Source organism: Mycobacterium intermedium, from assembly GCF_002086275.1.
Lineage (GTDB): Bacteria > Actinomycetota > Actinomycetes > Mycobacteriales > Mycobacteriaceae > Mycobacterium > Mycobacterium intermedium.
Map to the genome: position 1 here is coordinate 17,583 of NZ_MVHT01000070.1, position 18,740 is coordinate 36,322.

An 18,740-nucleotide genomic window follows, 5' to 3' on the forward strand; every position below is an offset into this window, starting at 1 on the left:
TTGCCTCGGCCTAAGCGGTGGCCAGCTTCAGGGCGGCGTCGGTGGCTTCGCGGATCGGCCCGCGCCACAGGGCGCCGTGGCCGGGCGCCAACACCTCGGTTTCCACCTCGGCCAGTGCCGACAAGCTACGGATGCAATCCTCTTGGCTGTAGCTGAAGATTTCCGGCAGCAATTGCGGCCCGCTGTGCCGTAACAGGGGATGGCCGGTGATCAGTGCGTCGCCGCTGACCAACACTCCGTCAACCAGATACGAGCAGTGCCCGTTGGTGTGCCCGGGGCTGAAGACGGGCCGCGGATGGCCCGGCAACCCCGCCGCGACATCGTCGGTCAGCGGCAGCGCAGTGGGAATGCCCTCCCGGATCAGGCCGCCGCTGCGCACCACATGGACGGTCCACTTCGCCCACCGCGGGCGCCAGAGTCGCAGTGCCAGAGCTGTGATCTTCACCTGTTCCAGGTAATCGCGCTTGACGTGACCGACTTCGCGGTCGTGGCAGAACACCGGCGTGCCGTGTTCGCGGGCGAACCAGATGGCCGTGCCCAGGTGGTCGATGTGTGCGTGCGTCAGCAGAATGGCGCGCACGTCGGCCGGTCCGTGGCCGAGCGCGCGCAAGGTGGCCAGCACATCGTCGCGGTCGCCCGGATACCCGGCATCGATCAACAAGATGCCCTTGTCGTCGGTGACGAGAGTCCAGTTGACGGCTTCGCCGTGGGCGAGATGGACTGTGTCGGTCACCTGTACGAGCTCTGGCATGCCCGCGAGTCTAAACAGCGCGGATGCAGCGGCCCGCGACTCGAAGGGCTGGGAGCGATCGCGAGCGCGGCGAAGCCGGGCGCGGCGGGTCGCGACCCGAAGGGCTGGGAGCGATCGCGAGCGCGGCGAAGCCGGGCGCGGCGGGTCGCGACCCGAAGGCAGGGAGTAGAAAGAACTAGTGGCTGAACTGAAGCTCGGATACAAGGCATCCGCTGAACAATTCGCACCGCGCGAGCTGGTCGAACTGGCCGTCGCCGCCGAAGAACACGGCATGGACAGCGCGACGGTAAGCGACCATTTCCAGCCGTGGCGGCACAAGGGCGGGCACGCCCCGTTCTCGCTGGCGTGGATGACCGCCGTCGGCGAACGCACGAAGCGGCTACAGCTGGGCACCTCGGTGCTCACGCCGACCTTCCGCTACAACCCCGCGGTCATCGCGCAGGCCTTCGCAACCATGGGCTGCCTGTACCCGGGCCGCATCTTCCTCGGCGTGGGAACCGGCGAGGCGCTCAACGAGATCGCTACGGGGTACGAGGGCGACTGGCCGGAGTTCAAGGAGCGGTTCGCCCGGCTGCGCGAATCGGTGCGACTGATGCGCGAGTTGTGGCGCGGCGACCGGGTCGACTTCGACGGCGAGTACTACCACACCAAGGGCGCCTCGATTTACGACGTCCCGGAGGGCGGCGTCCCCGTCTACATCGCCGCCGGTGGCCCCGCGGTGGCCAAGTACGCCGGGCGCGCCGGCGACGGTTTCATCTGCACGTCCGGCAAGGGCGAGGAGCTCTACACAGAGAAGCTGATTCCCGCGGTCAAGGAGGGGGCGGCGGCCAACGACCGCAACGTCGACGACATCGACAGGATGATCGAGATCAAGATCTCCTACGACACGGATCCGGACTTGGCGCTGGAGAACACCCGGTTCTGGGCGCCGCTGTCGCTGTCGGCCGAACAGAAGCACAGCATCGACGACCCGATCGAGATGGAGAAGGCCGCGGACGCGCTACCGATCGAACAGATCGCCAAGCGCTGGATCGTGGCATCGGATCCCGACGAGGCGGTGGAAAAGGTTGGCCAGTACGTGACTTGGGGCCTCAACCATCTGGTGTTCCACGCGCCGGGTCACGACCAGCGCCGGTTCCTCGAGCTCTTCCAGAGGGACCTGGAACCCAGGCTGCGCCGACTTGGCTGACAACGGGCCTGCTTTGAAGGCCATCTACGTCGCGGCGCCCGAATCCGAGACCGGTAAGTCGACGGTCGCGTTGGGGCTGCTGCATCGATTGTCGTCGATGGTCGCCAAAGTTGGTGTGTTCCGGCCGATCACGCGGGTCCCCGCGAACAGTGACGACCGCGACTACATTCTCGAGTTGCTGCTGGAACAGACCAGCGCCGGCCTGCCCTACGAGCAGTGCTTCGGCGTCACTTACCAGCAATTGCATGAGGGCAAGGACGATGCGATCGCCACCATCGTCGACCGGTATCACAACGTGGCGAACCAGTGCGATGCGGTGGTGATCGTCGGCAGCGACTACACCGACGTGGCGACCCCCGCCGAGCTTTCGGTCAACGCGCGCATAGCCGTCAACCTAAGCGCGGCGGTGCTGCTGACGGTCCGGGCCAAGGGCCGCACGCCCACCGAGGTGGCCGGCGTCGTCGAGCTCTGCCTGGCCGAGCTCTCCGCTCAGCGCGCCCACACCGCCGCGGTGGTGGCCAACCGGTGCGAACCCAGCGAGATCGACGCCGTCCGCGAGGCACTGCGGAAATTCACCCCACGCAGCTATGTGCTGCCCGAAGATCCGCTGCTGAGCGCTCCGACGGTAGCCGAGCTGGTGCCGGCCGTCGGCGGGACCCTGATCCGCGGCGACGAACAGCTGACCCACCGGGAGGTCATGGGCTTGATGGTCGCCGGGATGACCGCCGACCACGTGCTGGAACGGTTGCGCGAGGGAATGGCCGTGATCACCCCCGGTGATCGTTCCGACGTGGTGCTGGCTGTGTCGAGTGCCCATGCGGCCGAGGGGTTTCCGTCGTTGTCGTGTCTCGTGCTCAACGGCGGGCTGGAGTTGCATCCCTCGATCGCGAAGCTGGTGGCCGGGCTGCACCTGAGGTTGCCGATCATCACCACCCCCTTGGGTACTTTCGACACGGCCAGCGCGGCCGCCGCAGCGCGGGGTCGGGTTACCGCGTCGTCGCATCGCAAGATCGACACCGCGCTGGAATTGATGGACCGTCACGTCGATCTCGACGACCTGCTGGCGCAGCTCACCATCCCCATCCCCACCGTCACCACGCCGCAGATGTTCACCCATCTGCTGCAGGAACGCGCCCGCTCGGACCGCAAACGCATCGTCTTGCCCGAAGGCGAAGACGACCGCATCCTCAAGTCCGCCGGGCGGCTGCTGCAACGCGGTGTCGCCGACTTGACCATTCTGGGCGACGAGGCCCAAGTCCGCTCCCGTGCAGCCGAACTCGGCGTGAAGCTGGACGACGCAACGGTGATCAATCCGCGCACCAGCGACCTGCGCGACCAATTCGCCGAGCAATACGCCGAGTCGCGCAAGGCCAAGGGTGTCACGCTCGACCAGGCTCGCGACATCATGAATGACGCCACCTATTTCGGCACCATGCTGGTGTACAGCGGCATGGCCGACGGGATGGTGTCCGGGGCGGCCCACACCACCGCACACACTGTTCGGCCAGCCTTGCAGATCATCAGAACCGTGCCGGATGTCTCGACCGTGTCCAGCATCTTCCTCATGTGTCTGCCCGACCGGGTGCTGGCCTTCGGCGACTGCGCGATCATCCCGAATCCCACGCCCGAACAACTCGCCGACATCGCCATCAGTTCGGCGCGCACCGCCGCGCAGTTCGGCATCGAACCCCGGGTGGCCATGCTGTCGTATTCCACCGGCGACTCCGGCTCGGGTGCCGACGTCGACAAAGTACGAACGGCAACGGAATTGGTGCGGGCCCGGGATTCCGAGCTGCTGGTCGAGGGACCGATACAGTACGACGCCGCGGTGGATCCGTCGGTGGCGGCCACCAAGCTGCGCGATTCGCCGGTGGCCGGCCGGGCCACGGTGCTGATCTTTCCGGACCTCAACACCGGCAACAACACCTACAAGGCAGTGCAGAGATCGGCGGGCGCGGTGGCGATCGGGCCGGTGCTGCAGGGTTTGCGTAAACCGGTGAACGACCTGTCCCGAGGGGCGCTGGTCGAAGACATTGTCAATACCGTTGCCATCACGGCGATTCAGGCGCAGGGTGTCCCCCATGAGTAGCCGCACGGTGTTGGTGATCAATTCCGGCTCGTCGTCCCTGAAGTTCAAACTCGTCGACCCCGATTCCGGCAAGTCCCGCGCGAGTGGCAACGTCGAGAACATCGGGGAACCGTCGTCGTCGGTGCCCGACCACGACGCGGCGCTACGGCGCGCGTTCGACATGCTGGCCGAGGAAGGAATCGACCTGCGCCATTGCGGCCTGGTCGCGGTCGGTCATCGAGTTGTGCACGGCGGCAAGGACTTTTACCGACCCACGCCGCTCGACGATGCGGTGGTGAGCAAGCTCGAGCAACTTTCGCCACTGGCACCGTTACACAACCCGCCCGCGCTGGCAGGCATCGAGGAGGCGCGCAAGTTGCTGCCCGATGTCGCCCACATCGCGGTGTTCGACACCGCCTTCTTCCATAACTTGCCCGCCGCCGCGGCGACGTACGCGATCGACCGGGAGTTGGCCGAGCGGTGGCACATCCGGCGGTACGGGTTTCATGGCACATCGCACTGCTACGTCAGCGAGCAGGCCGCCGCCTTCCTGGGCCGGCCGTTGGACGGCGTGAATCAGATTGTGCTGCATCTGGGTAACGGCGCATCGGCCTCCGCGATCCGCGGCGGCCGGGCTGTCGATACGTCGATGGGCCTGACGCCGCTGGAGGGGCTGGTCATGGGTACCCGCAGCGGTGACATCGACCCCGGTATCTACAGCTACCTGTGGCGCACCACGAAGATGGACGTGGACGAGATCGAGGCGTTGCTCAACAAGCGGTCCGGGATGCTGGGCCTGGCCGGCGAACGGGACTTCCGCAAGCTGCGGTCGATGATCGAATCGGGCGACGGCGCAGCGCGATTGGCCTACGACGTGTTCATCCACCGGTTGCGCAAGTACATCGGCGCCTACCTTGCGGTACTGGGCCACACCGACGTGGTGACCTTCACCGGCGGCATCGGCGAACACGACGCGGCGGTGCGGCGGGACGCCCTTGCCGGCCTGGAAGAACTCGGAATCGAACTTGACGACGAGCGGAACTGCGGACCCGCGCGGGACGCCCGGCGGGTCTCGGCGGAAGGCTCAAAAATCAGTGTGTTGGTGATCCCGACCAACGAAGAGTTGGCCATCGCCCGCGACTGCGTAAGCGTCTTATAGCATTCCGAGGTCAGTGAGGCTGGGCTCTTCGCCGTAGTCGGCGTGGGCGCGGCCCGCCCCGGCCGCATCGCCCCGCTGGGCATGAACGCGTTGCCGTCGCCTGCGTTCCGTCTTTGGCCGGGATTGCGGACTGCTGTGCAATGTCTGGGTTTACGTCTCCGCTAACGCCATCACCTGCCTCTCATCGAGATGTGAGTAAAGGTCGTCACGCGAGGCCGGAGGGCTCCGCTGAACCGGTCGCACCCGGTGTGCAGGCTCACGCCACGGACAGGCCGGTGCCGCCCACGGCCGACCAGCCGACCGGGGCGTCATGAGGTCGCACCCGGTCGCCGGCGGCGCTGGCGGCAGTGGTGCGGGAGCCAGTGCCTCGAGGACGGCTTCGACCTCGGCGATCAGCGCGGCAGCATCGGGAATCAGAGGCAGAACGGCCGCTTCGGGAATGCTGATCGCGTCGCTGGCCGGCAATACCGTACATCGCGCAGTAGTCATCGGACACTCCCGCCATTGCACGCCAGCCGGTCAGGCGGCGATCGCCTTGTGCTCTTCGCCGTGGTCGCCGCCGCGCGTGATCTCGATCTTGCGTGCCTGGGCTTCCTCCGACACCGGGATGTGTAGTCGCAGCACTCCGTCTTCGTATGACGCCCTGATCTTTTCGGTGTCAAGGCTGTCACCCAGCACCAGCTGCCGGTGGAACACGCCCCGTGGGCGTTCTTGGGCCAGCATCTCCCGGTCCGCATCGACCTGGGGTCGCTCCGCGCGCAGTGTGACCACATTGCGCTCGATCTCCAGGTCTAGCGAATCTGCGTTAACCCCGGGCAGATCGAACTCGATGACGACCTCCGTACCATCGCGCCAGGCATCCATCGGCATAGCCGCCGGACGGGCCGCGGTTCCCAACACCTGCTGCGCGAAGCGGTCGAGGTCACGGAACGGATCTGTACGCATCAGCATCGTCGCCACCTCCAGTCCAGTGTTGAATTGGCAGGTAAATCTATGTCCTAGGACATACATTTGTTATATCAATCAAGCCCACAACACTGCAAGGCGCGACACCCCGATTTGAGCTAATCATGTTCCGTGGGAACAGGATTGACGGCAGGTCCGGGCAACCCACAACTGCACTAGAACGTGCTGACGGGGCGCACCTTGTTGGCCATGTCCACCAGGGTGTAGCGGTGCCGCTGGGTGGGCGCGATCCGGGCCAGGCTGCGTAGCGACGCCTCCACGCCCAGGCGCAGCCCGTGATCGGTGAACGGGAAGCCGAGGATGTGATTGGTGCTTGCCTCGTTGTCCTGCAACCAGTCCATCGCGCTGCCCAACACCAGGGCGCGGATCTGCAGGACTCGGGGTTCGGTGGGTGGCAGCGCCTCGACCCGGCGCGCGGCGTCGCGAATCTGCTCCTCGGTGACCTCGCTGGTCGAGCGGCCCGACAGCAGGGTCACCGCGCTGGTGAGGCGGGCCGTCGTGAAGTGCCGCGAAGTGGGCGGAACTTCGTCGAGAACTTCCACCGCTCCGACTCGATCCCCTTTGGCCGCAAGGGATCTGGCCAACCCAAAGGCCGCCGAGATGACGCCGTCATTGGTCTTCCAGACGGTCCGGTAGAAATCGTTCTCGTCAGGCCGCCCGGCCAATTCCGCGGTCGCGGCCAACGCCAGTTTGGGCGCCAACTCGCCCGGGAAGGTGTCCAACACCTCGATGAAATGCTTTGTGGCAGAGTCATAGTCGCCGGTCAACAGTTCGGCGACCGCCCGGTACCAGACCAGCCGCCAGCGCCAGCCCACTCGCTCGGCCAGGTCGTCGAGCTTGCGCGTGGCCTTGGCGACGTCACCCAGGTCCAGCAGGGCCCGCACTTCCATCAGCGGCAACTCGACCGACTCCGACACGTCCAAGCCCTCCGCTTCCAGCGAACCGTGGCGGGCCGCCCGCAGCGAGTCCAACGTCTGCACCGGCTGCGACAGCAGCGTGGCCTGCAGAACGGAAGCCGCGACGTCATTCGGATCGATCAGCGGCACCGAGAGCGCGGTGACGATCTCCTTCGCAGTCAACTTCTCCGAATGCACCTGACCGTCCAGATAGACGTCGGTGTGTGCCAACGACAGTTCGACGCCAAACGTCGCGCGACTGGGGCTGAAAATCGTCGACAGGCCGGGCCTGGGCGTCCCCGTGTCCAGGGCGACCACCTCACGCAGCACCCCCATCAGCTGCGCGGACATCTCCTCGGTGGTGGCGAATCGGCGCCGCGGGTCCGGGTCGATGGCACGGCGCAGCAGGCGGCCGAACGAGTCGTACTTCTTCAGCACCGGATCGTCTTCGGGGAGACCGTCGACGTAGCGGCCGTTGCGGGTGCGCAGGTTCAGGGTCAGCGCAGCCAGCGTGCGTCCCACGGTGTAGATGTCGGTGGCCACCGTCGGGCCGGTCCGCACGATCTCGGGCGCTTGAAAACCCGGGGTGCCGTAGAGATATCCGAACGAGTTGATCCGCGACACCGCACCCAGGTCGATCAGCTTGAGCTGCTCCTCGGTGAGCATGATGTTTTCCGGCTTCAGATCGTTGTAGACCAAGCCGAGGCCGTGCAGGTAGCCGAGCGCGGGCAGGATTTCCAGGATGTAGGCGATCGCCTCGGAAACCGGCAGCTTTCCGCCCTTTTTCGCGCTGTGTTTGAGCGAATGCCCGCCCACGTACTCCATGACGATGTAGCCGACGGGATCCCCGTGCCGGTCGGTGTGCTCGACGAAGTTGAAGATCTGCACGATCGACGGGTGTACGACCTCGGCCAGGAATTGGCGTTCGGCCATGGCGATCGCCTGGGCTTCGGCGTCGCCGGAGTGGACCAGGCCTTTGAGCACCACCGGGCGGTCGTTGACGTTGCGGTCCAGGGCCAGGTAAATCCAGCCCAGCCCCCCATGGGCGATGCAGCCCTTCACCTCGTACTGGCCGGCGATGACATCACCGGGGCTCAGTTGCGGCAGGAATGAATACGGACTGCCGCAGTATGGGCACCAGCCTTCCGAGCTCCCCTCGCCTTCCGCGCCGGACCGCCCGACCGGCCGTCCGCAGTTCCAGCAAAACCGCTTCGATTCCGGCACCACCGGGTTGGTCATCAGGGCTTCGAGCGGATCGATGTCGGGAACCCGCGGAATCTCCACCAGCCCGCCGGCAAGCCGCCGGACCTGTTGCAGCCGGGTGGTCACCATCCGGTCGTTGGGCTCGGCGTCCAACGTGCTGCCCAGGTAGATCAGGTCGTCGTCATCGTCGTCGTCGAAATCGGGGCGGAACAGGGCCTGGGTGGCCTGCGGTCGTTGCGACGCCCCGGTGGTGTGCATGTCCGCCGGATCCACCGGTTGGGTACCGGGCATCGAGTCTTCGTGATCGACGTGCTCGACGTGCTCGACGTGCTCTGCCGATTCCGATTCTGGTTTGCCCATCAGTCCACGTACCTCGGTTGGGGCGGTATGGGCGCCGGCCCGAGAACGGTCAACCACTTGCGGTACAACGTGTTCCAGGTGCCGTCACCGCGAATGCGTTCGAGCGTGCCGTTGACGAACCGGACGAGGCCGGTGTTGTCCAGGTTGATTCCGATGCCGTAGGGCTGGTTGGCCATGTTCGGTCCGACAATGTGCAGATACGGGTCTTCTTCGACCAGGCCGGCCAGGATCGTGTCGTCGGTGCTGACGGCGTCGATCTGCCGCTGTTGCATGGCGACCAGGCAGTCGGCCCAGTTCACCACCGAAACGATGATGGGTGGTGGCGCGATCTCGCGGACGCGGCGCAGCGACGTGGTGCCCCGGGCCACGCATACCCGCTTGCCCGACAGATCGCTGACCTTCGCGATCGGCGAGTCCCGCGGGGCCAGGATGCGTTGGTTGGCGTCGAGGTAGACGGTGGAGAAGTTGATCAGCTTGCGCCGCTCGCAGGTGATGGTCATGGTCTTGACGACCACGTCGACCTGCGACTTCTGCAGCGCGGTTATCCGCTCGTCGGCCGACAGGATGCGGTACTCGACATGCGATGGGCCGCCGAAGATGTCGCGGGCGATCTCGCCGGCGATGTCGACGTCGAAGCCGGTGATTTCGCCGGTGATCGGGTCGCGGAAGCTGAACAGGTTGCTGCCGATGTCGAGCCCCACGATCAGCCGACCCCTGGCGCGGATATTGGCCACCGCGGCGTCGGCGTCGGCCTTGTTGGGGAAGGGGCGCAGGCTCGCGGTGGGATTGCAGTCCTGGGCGGTGTTGTCCGGCGGCAGCGGGGGTTGCAGCGGCATCTCCTGCATTCCGACCGGGGTGGGCTGCGCCAGCGTCGGCGTCGCCTCCACGGTCAGCGGCTCCGGTTGCCCGCAACCGGCCAGCAGAAACGCGGCCAACGCCAGGCCCGCTGCCCGGCGCGGGATAGGCACGCGCCTCATCACCGGTACTCTTTCAGCCTCGGCCACAGCCCCAGGGCCACCGCGATCGCGGCGCCCAGGCTGAGCACCACCCCGCCCACCTGCGCGCCGGCCAGGCCGCGACGCGCGTTGAGAACGTCATTGCGCAGCCGGTTACGGCTTTGCTCCATTGCCTTGGTCAGCGCCTCGTCCAGCTTGTCGAACGCCGGAGTGGAGTCGTCCTCACCCTTGCCCAGCGCGACCTGGGTGGCGGCCCGGTAATTCCCGACGGAGATGTAGGCGTTGATCCGGTCGTTGGCCTGCTGCCAGCGGACCAATAGCTGGTCGGCGCCCTGCAGATCGGGTTTGTCGACCGCGTCGTGGCGCGCCATGTATTCCTGGAGCTCTCGGTGCATCGTGTCGATACGTTGATAAAACGCCTGCTTGCGAACCTCTTCGTCGCCGCGGCGGATCAACGACAGCGTCTCGTCGGCTCGTGCTTGCTGGGCCGTGATGGCCAGGTTGGTGACGGTCTTCAGAGACTCGGCGGCAGTGTCTTTCGCGCTCCGACTCGCCGTCGTGGAGATAGTCAACGCGGTTCCGACCCACACCACCATGACGAGAATACCGAGCCCGCCCACCACCAGGCCCGGGTTTATTCGTCGGCGGGTGCGCCTGGCCAGCCAGCGGTGCGCGAATGCTCCGAAGGCAATGGTGGTCGCGACGACGAGGATCACCGGCGCTGGGACCTGCGTCGATGCGGTGGTTTCGGTGTCCACCCGGTTCGACGTCGCCTGGTACAGCTGCTGAGCGTCGGGCAGGATTGTCGATTGCATCAGCCCGGAGGCCTCCGACAGGTAGGACGAGCCCACCGGATTACCCGCGCGGTTGTTGGTGCGGGCGATCTCGACCAGCCCGGTGTAGACCGCCAGTTCGGCGTTGAGCCTGCCCAGCAACTGCACGCACGGGATCGGAGGCTTCCCTCCGCACTGCAGTTCGTCGGTGAGTCCGCTGGACGCCCGGGTGACGGCGACCGCGGCCTCGGTGATGGCCTGCTCGTAACGGATGCGAACGGCGCGTGGTTCGGCCTGCGCGATGAATGCGGTAGCGGCGGCGGCGTCGGCGACCGACAGCGTCGTGTAGAGATGCCCGGCCGCGAACGACAACGGTTCGGTGTGGTTCAAGACGGTCGTCAGCACCTGTTGGCGGTGGTTGATCGTCGTCGACGTGGCGAAGGCGCTGGTCACACCGAGCGTCGCCAAAACGATCCCGATGGTCAGGATGCGGCCGGGGGTTGTGGAGATGAACCACCAACGCGGATGCGCCGGTTCGGCGGGCGAGCGCGATCCCTGCGGTTCGGTCGACGGATGCGCCAGCTCAACCGTCACGACTGTTCGGACCTCATCTCTCCGGCGATCTTACCGGCCTTCATAAGCAAATTCTAAGAGAAGCTTTCCGCAGATGGGGGTAGGTGGAGCCGATTGCCCGCAAACTATCTACCGGGCCATGCCTATCCTGAGTGCGTGCAGGGCGACGGCGACGGATGGGTCATATCCGACCGTGGTGTCCACTATTGGGGCAAGTTCGGCGCCGCAGGCCTGTTACTCCGGGCACCGCGCGCCGACGGCACCCCGGCGGTGCTGCTGCAACACCGGGCGATTTGGAGCCACCAGGGCGGGACCTGGGGGCTGCCGGGCGGCGCCCGCGACAGCCACGAGACGCCGGAACAGACCGCCGTGCGTGAGGCCCGAGAAGAGGCGGGTCTGCTCGCCGAGCAGCTCACCGTGCGCGGGACCCTGGTGACCGCCGCCGCAAGTGGCACTGGTTGGACCTACACCACCGTGGTGGCCGACGCCAACGAGATGCTGGATACCTTGCCCAACCGGGAAAGCGCCGAGCTGCGCTGGGTGGCGGAGGACGAGGTGGACGACCTGCCGCTGCATCCCGGGTTCGCCGCCAGTTGGCAACGGCTGCGCACGTCGCGGGCCACCGTGCCGCTCGACCATGGCGACGAGCGCCGCCAGCTGCTGCCGCGCACCTTGCAGGTCGAAGAGGGTGTTTTCGTCTGGTGCATGCCGGGCGATGCCGATCAGGCTCCGTCGAAGTTGAGCCTTCTGATCAGCTCGCTGCTGTAAGCGCCGCCTTCAGTTGCGCGGCGGCCGCACGGGGGTCGTCGGCGGCCGTGATCGCCCGGACCACCACGATCCGCCGGGCCCCGGCGTCGAGCACCTGCGGCAACCGCTGCGCGTCGATGCCGCCGATGGCGAACCAAGGCTTGTCACCGCCGAGCCCTGCGACGGTCCGGACCAGGTCGAGCCCGGGTGCGGGGCGGCCGGGCTTGGTCGGGGTGGGCCAGCAGGGGCCGACGCAGAAATAGTCGCAGTCGTCGGCCTGGGCCGCTGCCGCCTGGACCTCGTCGTGGGTGGAGACGCCGATGACGACGTCGGGTCCCACGATCTCGCGCGCCGTGGCCGGAGGCAAGTCGCCTTGGCCCAGGTGCAGGACGTCCGCACCGGCCGCTCGGGCGATATCGGCGCGGTCGTTGACCGCGAACAGCGCGCCGTGCCGGTGGGCGGTGTCGGCGAGGATTTCGCAGGCGGCCAGCTCGTCCCGCGCCTCCAGCGGCCCGAACCGCTGCTCGCCGGCCGAGCCCTTGTCGCGCAGCTGAATGATGTCGACACCGCCGGCCAAGGCCGCGTCGGCGAACTCGGCCAGGTCGCCGCGCTCACGGCGTGCATCGGTGCACAGGTAAAGCTTGGCGGCGGCCAGCCGGGCATCGTGACGAACTACTGCGTGCACATCGCGACGTTAGCGCGCTAGCGTGGACGCTGAAAAACACACGGGAGTCCCGGGTACCAGCGGGGCTGAGAGTGGGCACTGCCAGAACGTGGACCTGCCCTGACCGTCACACCTGATCCGGGTCATGCCGGCGAAGGGAGGAGGAAATGACCGGCCCAGCGAAACCAGCCAACTCCGCTGGCGGCGCGGTGGGATCCCTGTCCGTAATCGGTGGCGGCGTCATCGGTCTGTCTATCGCGCGCCGGGCGGCCCAAGCCGGATGGTCGGTGCGGGTGCATCGCACCGGCGAACGCGGCGCGTCCTGGGTGGCCGGCGGAATGCTGGCTCCGCACAGTGAAGGCTGGCCGGGCGAGGAACTGTTGTTACAGCTCGGTCTGGAGTCGTTACGTCTGTGGCGCGAGGGCGGGTACCTGGACGGCCTGCCGCCGCACGTGGTCACCGCCCGCGAGTCGCTGGTCGTGGCCGTCGACCAAGCCGACGTCGCCGACCTGCGCACCGTTGCCGACTGGCTGTCTGCGCAGGGGCATCCGGTGTCCTGGGAGTCCGCCGTCCGCGACGTCGAACCTCAGTTGGCGCAAGGAATCCGACACGGCTTCCGGGCACCCACCGAACTGGCCGTGGACAACCGGGCCCTGGTCGACGCGCTCACCCGAGAGTGCGAACGCCTCGGTGTGCTGTGGGCCGCGCCGGTGAGCGAGTTGGCGGAGGCCTTTGCGGGGGCCGAGGGCGCTACCGTGGTGATCGCCAACGGAATCGACGCCCCGGCGCTGTGGCCCGACCTGCCGGTACGCCCGGTGAAGGGTGAGGTGCTCCGCCTGCGCTGGCGGAAGGGATGTATGCCGTTGTTGCAGAGAGTGATTCGAGCCCGGGTGCATGGCCGGCAGGTGTACGTGGTGCCGCGGAGGGACGGCGTCGTCGTCGGCGCCACCCAGTACGAGCACGGCCGCGACATCGCGCCCGTCGTGTCCGGGGTGCGTGACCTGCTCGACGATGCGTGCGCGGTGGTGCCGGCGCTCGGAGAATACGAATTGGCCGAGTGTGCCGCGGGATTGCGCCCGATGACCCCCGACAACCTGCCCCTGGTACACCGCCTGGACGAGCGGACCCTCGTGGCCGCGGGCCACGGTCGGTCGGGTTTCCTGCTGGCACCATGGACGGCCGAACAGATCATGTCCGAACTTGTTCCGGTGGGAGCCAACCCATGAAGGTGCTAGTCAACGAACAGCAGGTCGAGGTCGACGAACAGACCACCGTGGCCGCGCTGCTGGATTCGCTGGGATTCCCGGACCGCGGCATCGCGGTGGCCGTGGACTCGACGGTGCTGCCGCGATCCCATTGGACGACAAAGCTTTCCGATGGAGCGCGACTCGAAGTGGTGACGGCGGTGCAGGGTGGATGACGCGAAACTGACGATCGGCGACCGCAGCTTCGCCTCGCGGCTCATCATGGGTACCGGGGGAGCGGCGAACCTGGCGGTGCTGGAACAGGCCTTGATCGCATCGGGCACCGAACTGACGACCGTCGCAATGCGCCGAGTCGACGCCGAGGGTGGAACCGGACTGCTGGACCTGCTCAACCGGCTCGGCATCACACCGCTGCCCAACACCGCCGGCTGTCGCGGCGCCGCCGAGGCGGTGCTGACTGCGCAACTGGCCCGCGAGGCGCTCAACACCAACTGGGTCAAGCTCGAGGTCATTGCCGACGAACGCACTCTGCTGCCCGACGCGGTCGAATTGGTCAGGGCTGCCGAGCAATTGGTGGACGACGGGTTTGTGGTTCTGCCCTACACCAATGACGACCCGGCGTTGGCGCGCCGACTTGAGGACACCGGGTGTGCCGCGGTGATGCCGCTCGGCTCGCCGATTGGCACCGGACTCGGCATCACCAATCCGCACAACATCGAGATGATCGTCTCGCGGGCGGGTGTGCCGGTGATTCTCGACGCTGGCATCGGGACCGCAAGCGATGCCGCGCTCGCTATGGAATTGGGTTGTGACGCTGTGCTATTGGCCACCGCCGTCACCCGCGCGGCCGACCCGCCAACGATGGCGGCCGCGATGGCCGCAGCAGTGAACGCCGGGTATCTGGCCCGCCGGGCCGGGCGGATCCCGAAGCGCTTCTGGGCTCAAGCTTCCAGTCCGCCCCGATGAAACGATATGTCGCGCTGGGCAGTTCCATGGCAGCCGGGCCCGGAATCCGGCCGCGGGCGACGGGTGCGCCCTGGCCGGCGGGACGTTCAGCGCGCAATTACCCGCACCTGCTCGCTGCGCGGCTGAACTTCGAACTCGTCGACGTCACCTATTCCGGTGCGACAACCGCGCACATCCTCTCCGATCGTCAGCACGGTGCCCCACCGCAAATCGAGGCGCTGGATGGCTCGGAGAGCCTGGTTACGGTCACCATCGGCGGGAACGACGTGGGCTACGTACCGCTGCTCACGGCGGCGTCCCTACCGAACTTCACGCGGCACCTGCCGCTGCTCGGTGCGCGCATCGGTGAACTGCTGGACCGCGCGGCGCGAGACGCGGCGCTGGCGCAGGCCTCCGACGCGCTGTGCGAGGTGGGTGCCGCGGTGCGCCGACGTGCCCCGCAAGCGCGGGTGCTCTTCGTTGACTATCTGACGATTCTGCCGCCTACCGGGGAGTCGGCCGCACCGCTCTCAAACGCAGACGCGGACCTGGGGCGCCACGTCGCGTCCACGCTGGAACGACTTACCGCCGAGGCCGCATCGTCGACGGGTTGTGAGTCGGTCGGCGCCGCGGCGGCCAGCCGCGACCATCACGCGTGGTCGGCGGAGCCGTGGACGACCAAACCCGGTGTGCCGCTACCGGGTCGGGCCGCGCCCCTGCACCCTAACGCCGCCGGCATGCGCGCCGTCGCGGAACTCGTTGCGGCGCAACTGTAATGGTTGTAACGGTCAGCCGTTGGTGCGCCACCACTGGTAGAGGGCCTGCACGTCGGTGTTGTGCCCCTTGACGTAGCTCAACACGTTCTTGGCGTCCGTGGTCCAGATGATCTCTGCCGCTCCCTGATAGGTCCCGCAGGCGACCTGTCCGGCAGGACTCTGAGCGTTGCCCTGGCGCCAGGTTGTCGGCGACTTCCCGCTGTCCCCGCAGGCAGTGGTTTCGACGTCCTTGATGCTGTTGTGGAACGAAGCGGACAGGTCACCAGGGTTGTTGTAGAGCAGGTAGGTGGCTTTGACCGGTCCATTCGGGTCCGGGCTCTCCTGGCAGGAGATTGCCGCCAGCGTGCCGGCGGGGGCGGGGTCTTCGACGATGCAGTTGCTCAGCGAGTAGCCCTTCGACAGTGAGGAGGCCAGGGTGTCGACATTGGGGTCGTCAGCGTTCGCCGTAGCCGTACCAAGGCATGCAAAACCGCCGATGACCGCTGCGGCGGAAGCGGCCCGCAGCGTGTTGGTGAGGTGAGACATCCGGAACTCCTTACGTCGTCGCACCGACGGTGCGACTGCTCTGACATTCAGGAGTCTATTTGTGTGGCTTATTGGATAGTAGGGCGGATCGCTCCGGCCCGGTCCGACCTCGACCGTGGCGAAAATCCAAATTCCAGAACGCCCAGGGAAATTCAGGCGGCCGACAATACGGCGATTTTAAGTGGTGCCAGAGCGAATCGGGTCCGGTATGGTAAGCACCGCTTCACCCCAGCTAACTTCTCTTGATCTGGAGAATTCATGACTCAGCCACCACCCCCGGGATACCCGCCGCAGCAGCCGCCCGCCGGGCAACCGCCAAACAACAATCTGGTGATCGCGATTATCGGGCTGCTGTTCTGCTTGCTTCCCGGGGTCTACGCTGTCGTCAAAGCCAGCCAGGTCAGCGGGTTGTGGGCGCAGGGTCAGTATGCCGAGGCACAGGCGTCCGCCGATGCTGCGAAGAAGTGGGGGATCATAGCGATCGTTGCCGGCGTTGTTGGCGGTGTCCTTTGGGTCATCCTGTCGATCGTCGGCGGCTTGGCCGCAAGTCCGGACACTGCGGCCATGATTGCCTCCACGTTGTTCTAGGTCCGCAACACTCATGGTGACCCGCCAGAGAGCGGCGCCAGTGAGGTTGGGTGCGCCACTGCTGGTGGCCGGCACCGCGATCTTGGTGTGCGCCGCTATCTGGGCGGGTGATCCGACCACCCCGAACGGCGTACTGCCGCCCTGCCCCACCAAGGCGTTGCTGGGAATCGACTGCCCAGGATGCGGCAGCATGCGAATGCTGTACAGCTTGATGCACGGCAATGTGTGGGCGGCTGTCCGGTTCAACGCGTTGGGCCTGGTCGCGGTGGTGCTGTTGGTATGGGCGTATCTGGCTTGGACCTACGGCCGCGTGGTGGGTCGTCGGATCACAAGTTGGCAGCATTCGCGTTGGGGTGCCATGGTGGCCCTGGTGCTGTGGGTGGCCTGGCTGGTGCTGCGCAACCTGCCTTTTGCGCCGTTCACCGCCCTGTTTGTCTGATTCGGATCGCCGTGATGCCGAGATCCGCATCCACTTGTGCAGCTACGGCTTTTCGCAACATCACGCGCTGCGGTCTAATCTGAGCCCGATGGGGAACAAACCGAACACGATGCGGGCGGCGTTGGCGGTCGCCGCCGTCGCCGTATTCCTGGCCTCTTTGGTAATAGGCTGCGACAGTTGGTCTAAGAAGTCGACGCCCAGCACCATCACAAATCCCGTCGCGACCCCTGGTGCGTCGGAATTCGCCAACGCTTTGCGCAACAAGGTCCATACCGACGCGATGATGGCGCACTTGCAGAAGTTGCAGGACATCGCCAATGCCAACAACGGGACCCGCGCGGTGGGCACCCCGGGATATGAGCAAAGCGTCGACTATGTGGTTGACGTGTTGCGCAAGAACGGATTCGACGTACAGACACCGGAGTTTTCGGCGAGCGTGTTCGAGGCCGAGAAGGGTTCGGTGGCGATCGGCGACTTCAAGTCAGAAGCGCGGGCGCTCGAATACAGCCTGCCGACGCCGGAACAAGGGGTGACCGGGCCGCTGGTTCTGGCGCCCGTCGAGGAAAGCCCGGGCTGCACGCCGTCGGACTATGACAACCTGCCCGTGAAGGGCGCGGTGGTGTTGGTGGACCGCGGCGAATGCCAATTCGCGCAGAAGGAAGACGCCGCGGCCCAGCGCGGAGCCGCCGCGCTGATCATCGCCGACAACGTCGACGAGCAGTCCATGGGCGGCACGCTGGGGGCGAACACGGAGGTCAAGATCCCCGTCGTCAGTGTCACCAAGTCCGTCGCGGTCCAGTTGCGCGGCAAGACCGGACCGATAACGGTCAAGCTCAAGGCGCAGACGAAAAACTTCAAGGCTCGCAACGTCATTGCGCAGACCAAGACCGGGTCGCCGACCGACGTGGTGATGGCCGGTGCGCACCTGGACAGCGTGCCGGAGGGGCCGGGCATCAACGACAACGGCTCCGGGGTGGCCGCAGTGCTGGAAACCGCTGTGCAACTGGGCAGTTCGCCGAACGTTCGCAATGCGGTGCGGTTCGGCTTCTGGGGGGCCGAGGAACTCGGGCTGATCGGGTCCCGCAACTATGTCGAGTCGTTAGATCTCGACGCGCTCAAGAGCATCGCCCTCTACTTGAACTTCGACATGCTGGGATCGCCCAATCCGGGTTATTTCACCTATGACGGCGACCAGTCGCTGCCGCTGGACGCTCGTGGTCAGCCGGTGGTGCCGGAGGGATCCGCGGGCATTGAGCGCACCTTGGCGGCCTATCTGCGGTCCGCCGGCAAGACTCCGCGCGACACATCTTTCGACGGCCGCTCCGACTATGACGGGTTTACCTTGGCGGGTATTCCGTCGGGCGGGCTGTTCTCGGGCGCCGAGGTCAAGAAGACCGAGGAGGAGGCCAAGCTGTGGGGCGGGACCGCCGATGAGCCGTTCGACCCCAACTATCACCAGAAGGGTGACACCGTCGAGCACATCGACCAAACCTCGTTGGGGATACAAGGCGGCGGGGTCGCCTACGCCGTAGGCCTATACGCGCAGGATCTGACGGGCCGCAACGGAGTACCGGTCATGGAGGATCGCACGCGCCACGTGCTCACCAAGTCGTGATGCGCGCCTGGGGGCGTTAAAGGTGGGTTGGGCCGATTGGGCCGTCGAGTGTGGGGCTTATTGCCCCGTGAAGGCGAACTCGGGTGCACAGGCCACACACTCGGGGTGGGAGGCAGGCGGCGTTGGGCCGTGTGGGCCGTCGAGTGTGGGGCTTATTGCCCCGTGAACGCGAACTCGGGTGCACAGGCCACACACTCGAGGGGGGAGGCACGCGGGGTTGGGCCGTTTGGGCCGTCGAGTGTGGGGCTTATTGCCCCGTGAAGGCTGCGGTTTCAAGCCATCGATGCAACACCTCTTTGAGTGAGGAGTGTTGTGATGCCCCATCGTGCGATTCAGCCTTCG

19 protein-coding genes are annotated in these 18,740 nt (G+C 66.4%); 11 read left to right on the forward strand and 8 right to left on the reverse strand.

Annotated elements, in window-relative coordinates; genetic code table 11:
* Positions 1-10: 10 nt before the first annotated feature.
* Positions 11-751: an MBL fold metallo-hydrolase gene (locus BST27_RS21595; protein WP_069421038.1), complete on the reverse strand. Its 741-nt coding sequence runs from the start codon at positions 749-751 to the stop codon at positions 11-13.
* Positions 752-929: 178 nt separating this feature from the next.
* On the opposite strand from BST27_RS21595, the gene fgd reads away from it, so the two are divergent.
* From fgd to BST27_RS21610, 3 genes are read left to right on the forward strand one after another with little or no spacing between them, the layout of a single operon-like run.
* Positions 930-1,940 (forward strand): glucose-6-phosphate dehydrogenase (coenzyme-F420), encoded by a 1,011-nt coding sequence (gene fgd / locus BST27_RS21600; protein WP_069421039.1) that lies wholly within the window; start codon positions 930-932, stop codon positions 1,938-1,940.
* A 13-nt stretch (positions 1,941-1,953) separates the two neighbouring features.
* Positions 1,954-4,029: a phosphate acetyltransferase gene (gene pta / locus BST27_RS21605; RefSeq protein WP_139805291.1), complete on the forward strand. Its 2,076-nt coding sequence runs from the start codon at positions 1,954-1,956 to the stop codon at positions 4,027-4,029.
* Complete coding sequence (locus BST27_RS21610; RefSeq protein ID WP_069421041.1) at positions 4,022-5,167, forward strand: acetate kinase; 1,146 nt, start codon at positions 4,022-4,024, stop codon at positions 5,165-5,167. The genes pta and BST27_RS21610 overlap by 8 nt, the downstream gene beginning before the upstream one ends.
* A gap of 150 nt (positions 5,168-5,317) precedes the next feature.
* Here BST27_RS21610 and BST27_RS21615 read toward each other — a convergent pair whose 3' ends face one another.
* The 5 genes from BST27_RS21615 to glnX all read right to left on the reverse strand — a co-directional run bounded on the left by BST27_RS21615 (position 5,318) and on the right by glnX (position 10,915).
* Entirely contained in the window at positions 5,318-5,656 is a 339-nt protein-coding gene (locus BST27_RS21615; protein ID WP_139805288.1) for a hypothetical protein, read from the reverse strand.
* A 30-nt stretch (positions 5,657-5,686) separates the two neighbouring features.
* Positions 5,687-6,118 carry an Hsp20/alpha crystallin family protein gene (locus BST27_RS21620; protein WP_069421061.1) on the reverse strand — a complete coding sequence of 144 codons (432 nt, stop codon included), beginning with the start codon at positions 6,116-6,118 and terminating at the stop codon, positions 5,687-5,689.
* 170 nt (positions 6,119-6,288) lie between these two features.
* Positions 6,289-8,592 carry a serine/threonine-protein kinase PknG gene (locus tag BST27_RS21625; protein WP_069421043.1) on the reverse strand — a complete coding sequence of 768 codons (2,304 nt, stop codon included), beginning with the start codon at positions 8,590-8,592 and terminating at the stop codon, positions 6,289-6,291.
* Entirely contained in the window at positions 8,592-9,569 is a 978-nt protein-coding gene (locus tag BST27_RS21630; RefSeq protein ID WP_069421044.1) for a glutamate ABC transporter substrate-binding protein, read from the reverse strand. The genes BST27_RS21625 and BST27_RS21630 overlap by 1 nt, the downstream gene beginning before the upstream one ends.
* Positions 9,569-10,915, reverse strand: a complete 1,347-nt coding sequence (glnX, locus tag BST27_RS21635; protein ID WP_069421045.1) for a protein kinase G-activating protein GlnX — start codon at positions 10,913-10,915, stop codon at positions 9,569-9,571. The genes BST27_RS21630 and glnX overlap by 1 nt, the downstream gene beginning before the upstream one ends.
* Before the next feature lie 135 nt (positions 10,916-11,050).
* Here glnX and BST27_RS21640 point away from each other — a divergent pair, with 135 nt between their 5' ends.
* The gene (locus BST27_RS21640) at positions 11,051-11,662 is read left to right on the forward strand and encodes an NUDIX hydrolase (protein ID WP_069421046.1); all 612 of its coding nucleotides are present in this window, start codon (positions 11,051-11,053) and stop codon (positions 11,660-11,662) included.
* On the opposite strand, the gene thiE is transcribed toward BST27_RS21640, so the two are convergent.
* Positions 11,646-12,326: a thiamine phosphate synthase gene (thiE, locus tag BST27_RS21645; protein ID WP_069421047.1), complete on the reverse strand. Its 681-nt coding sequence runs from the start codon at positions 12,324-12,326 to the stop codon at positions 11,646-11,648. The two genes, BST27_RS21640 and thiE, sit on opposite strands and share 17 nt — an antisense overlap.
* A 146-nt stretch (positions 12,327-12,472) precedes the next feature.
* Between thiE and thiO the strand changes: the two genes are divergently transcribed.
* From thiO to BST27_RS21665, 4 genes are read left to right on the forward strand one after another with little or no spacing between them, the layout of a single operon-like run.
* Positions 12,473-13,531 (forward strand): glycine oxidase ThiO, encoded by a 1,059-nt coding sequence (gene thiO / locus BST27_RS21650; protein ID WP_069421048.1) that lies wholly within the window; start codon positions 12,473-12,475, stop codon positions 13,529-13,531.
* Complete coding sequence (thiS, locus tag BST27_RS21655; RefSeq protein WP_069421049.1) at positions 13,528-13,725, forward strand: sulfur carrier protein ThiS; 198 nt, start codon at positions 13,528-13,530, stop codon at positions 13,723-13,725. The genes thiO and thiS overlap by 4 nt, the downstream gene beginning before the upstream one ends.
* Positions 13,726-13,771: 46 nt before the next feature.
* On the forward strand, positions 13,772-14,476 hold the full coding sequence (gene thiG / locus BST27_RS21660; RefSeq protein WP_276014789.1) for a thiazole synthase: 705 nt from the start codon (positions 13,772-13,774) through the stop codon (positions 14,474-14,476).
* Positions 14,473-15,231 carry an SGNH/GDSL hydrolase family protein gene (locus BST27_RS21665; RefSeq protein ID WP_069421051.1) on the forward strand — a complete coding sequence of 253 codons (759 nt, stop codon included), beginning with the start codon at positions 14,473-14,475 and terminating at the stop codon, positions 15,229-15,231. The genes thiG and BST27_RS21665 overlap by 4 nt, the downstream gene beginning before the upstream one ends.
* Positions 15,232-15,243: 12 nt before the next feature.
* Here the strand turns inward: BST27_RS21665 and BST27_RS21670 are convergent, their stop codons facing one another.
* Entirely contained in the window at positions 15,244-15,756 is a 513-nt protein-coding gene (locus BST27_RS21670; RefSeq protein WP_069421052.1) for a serine/threonine protein kinase, read from the reverse strand.
* A 258-nt stretch (positions 15,757-16,014) separates the two neighbouring features.
* Between BST27_RS21670 and BST27_RS21675 the strand changes: the two genes are divergently transcribed.
* The 3 genes from BST27_RS21675 (at position 16,015) to BST27_RS21685 (ending at position 18,398) form a co-directional block, all read left to right on the forward strand.
* Positions 16,015-16,344 (forward strand): CD225/dispanin family protein, encoded by a 330-nt coding sequence (locus tag BST27_RS21675; protein ID WP_069421053.1) that lies wholly within the window; start codon positions 16,015-16,017, stop codon positions 16,342-16,344.
* A gap of 13 nt (positions 16,345-16,357) precedes the next feature.
* The gene (locus tag BST27_RS21680; protein ID WP_069421054.1) at positions 16,358-16,783 is read left to right on the forward strand and encodes a DUF2752 domain-containing protein; all 426 of its coding nucleotides are present in this window, start codon (positions 16,358-16,360) and stop codon (positions 16,781-16,783) included.
* Positions 16,784-16,871: 88 nt separating this feature from the next.
* Positions 16,872-18,398 (forward strand): M28 family metallopeptidase, encoded by a 1,527-nt coding sequence (locus BST27_RS21685; RefSeq protein ID WP_069421055.1) that lies wholly within the window; start codon positions 16,872-16,874, stop codon positions 18,396-18,398.
* Positions 18,399-18,740: the final 342 nt, after the last annotated feature.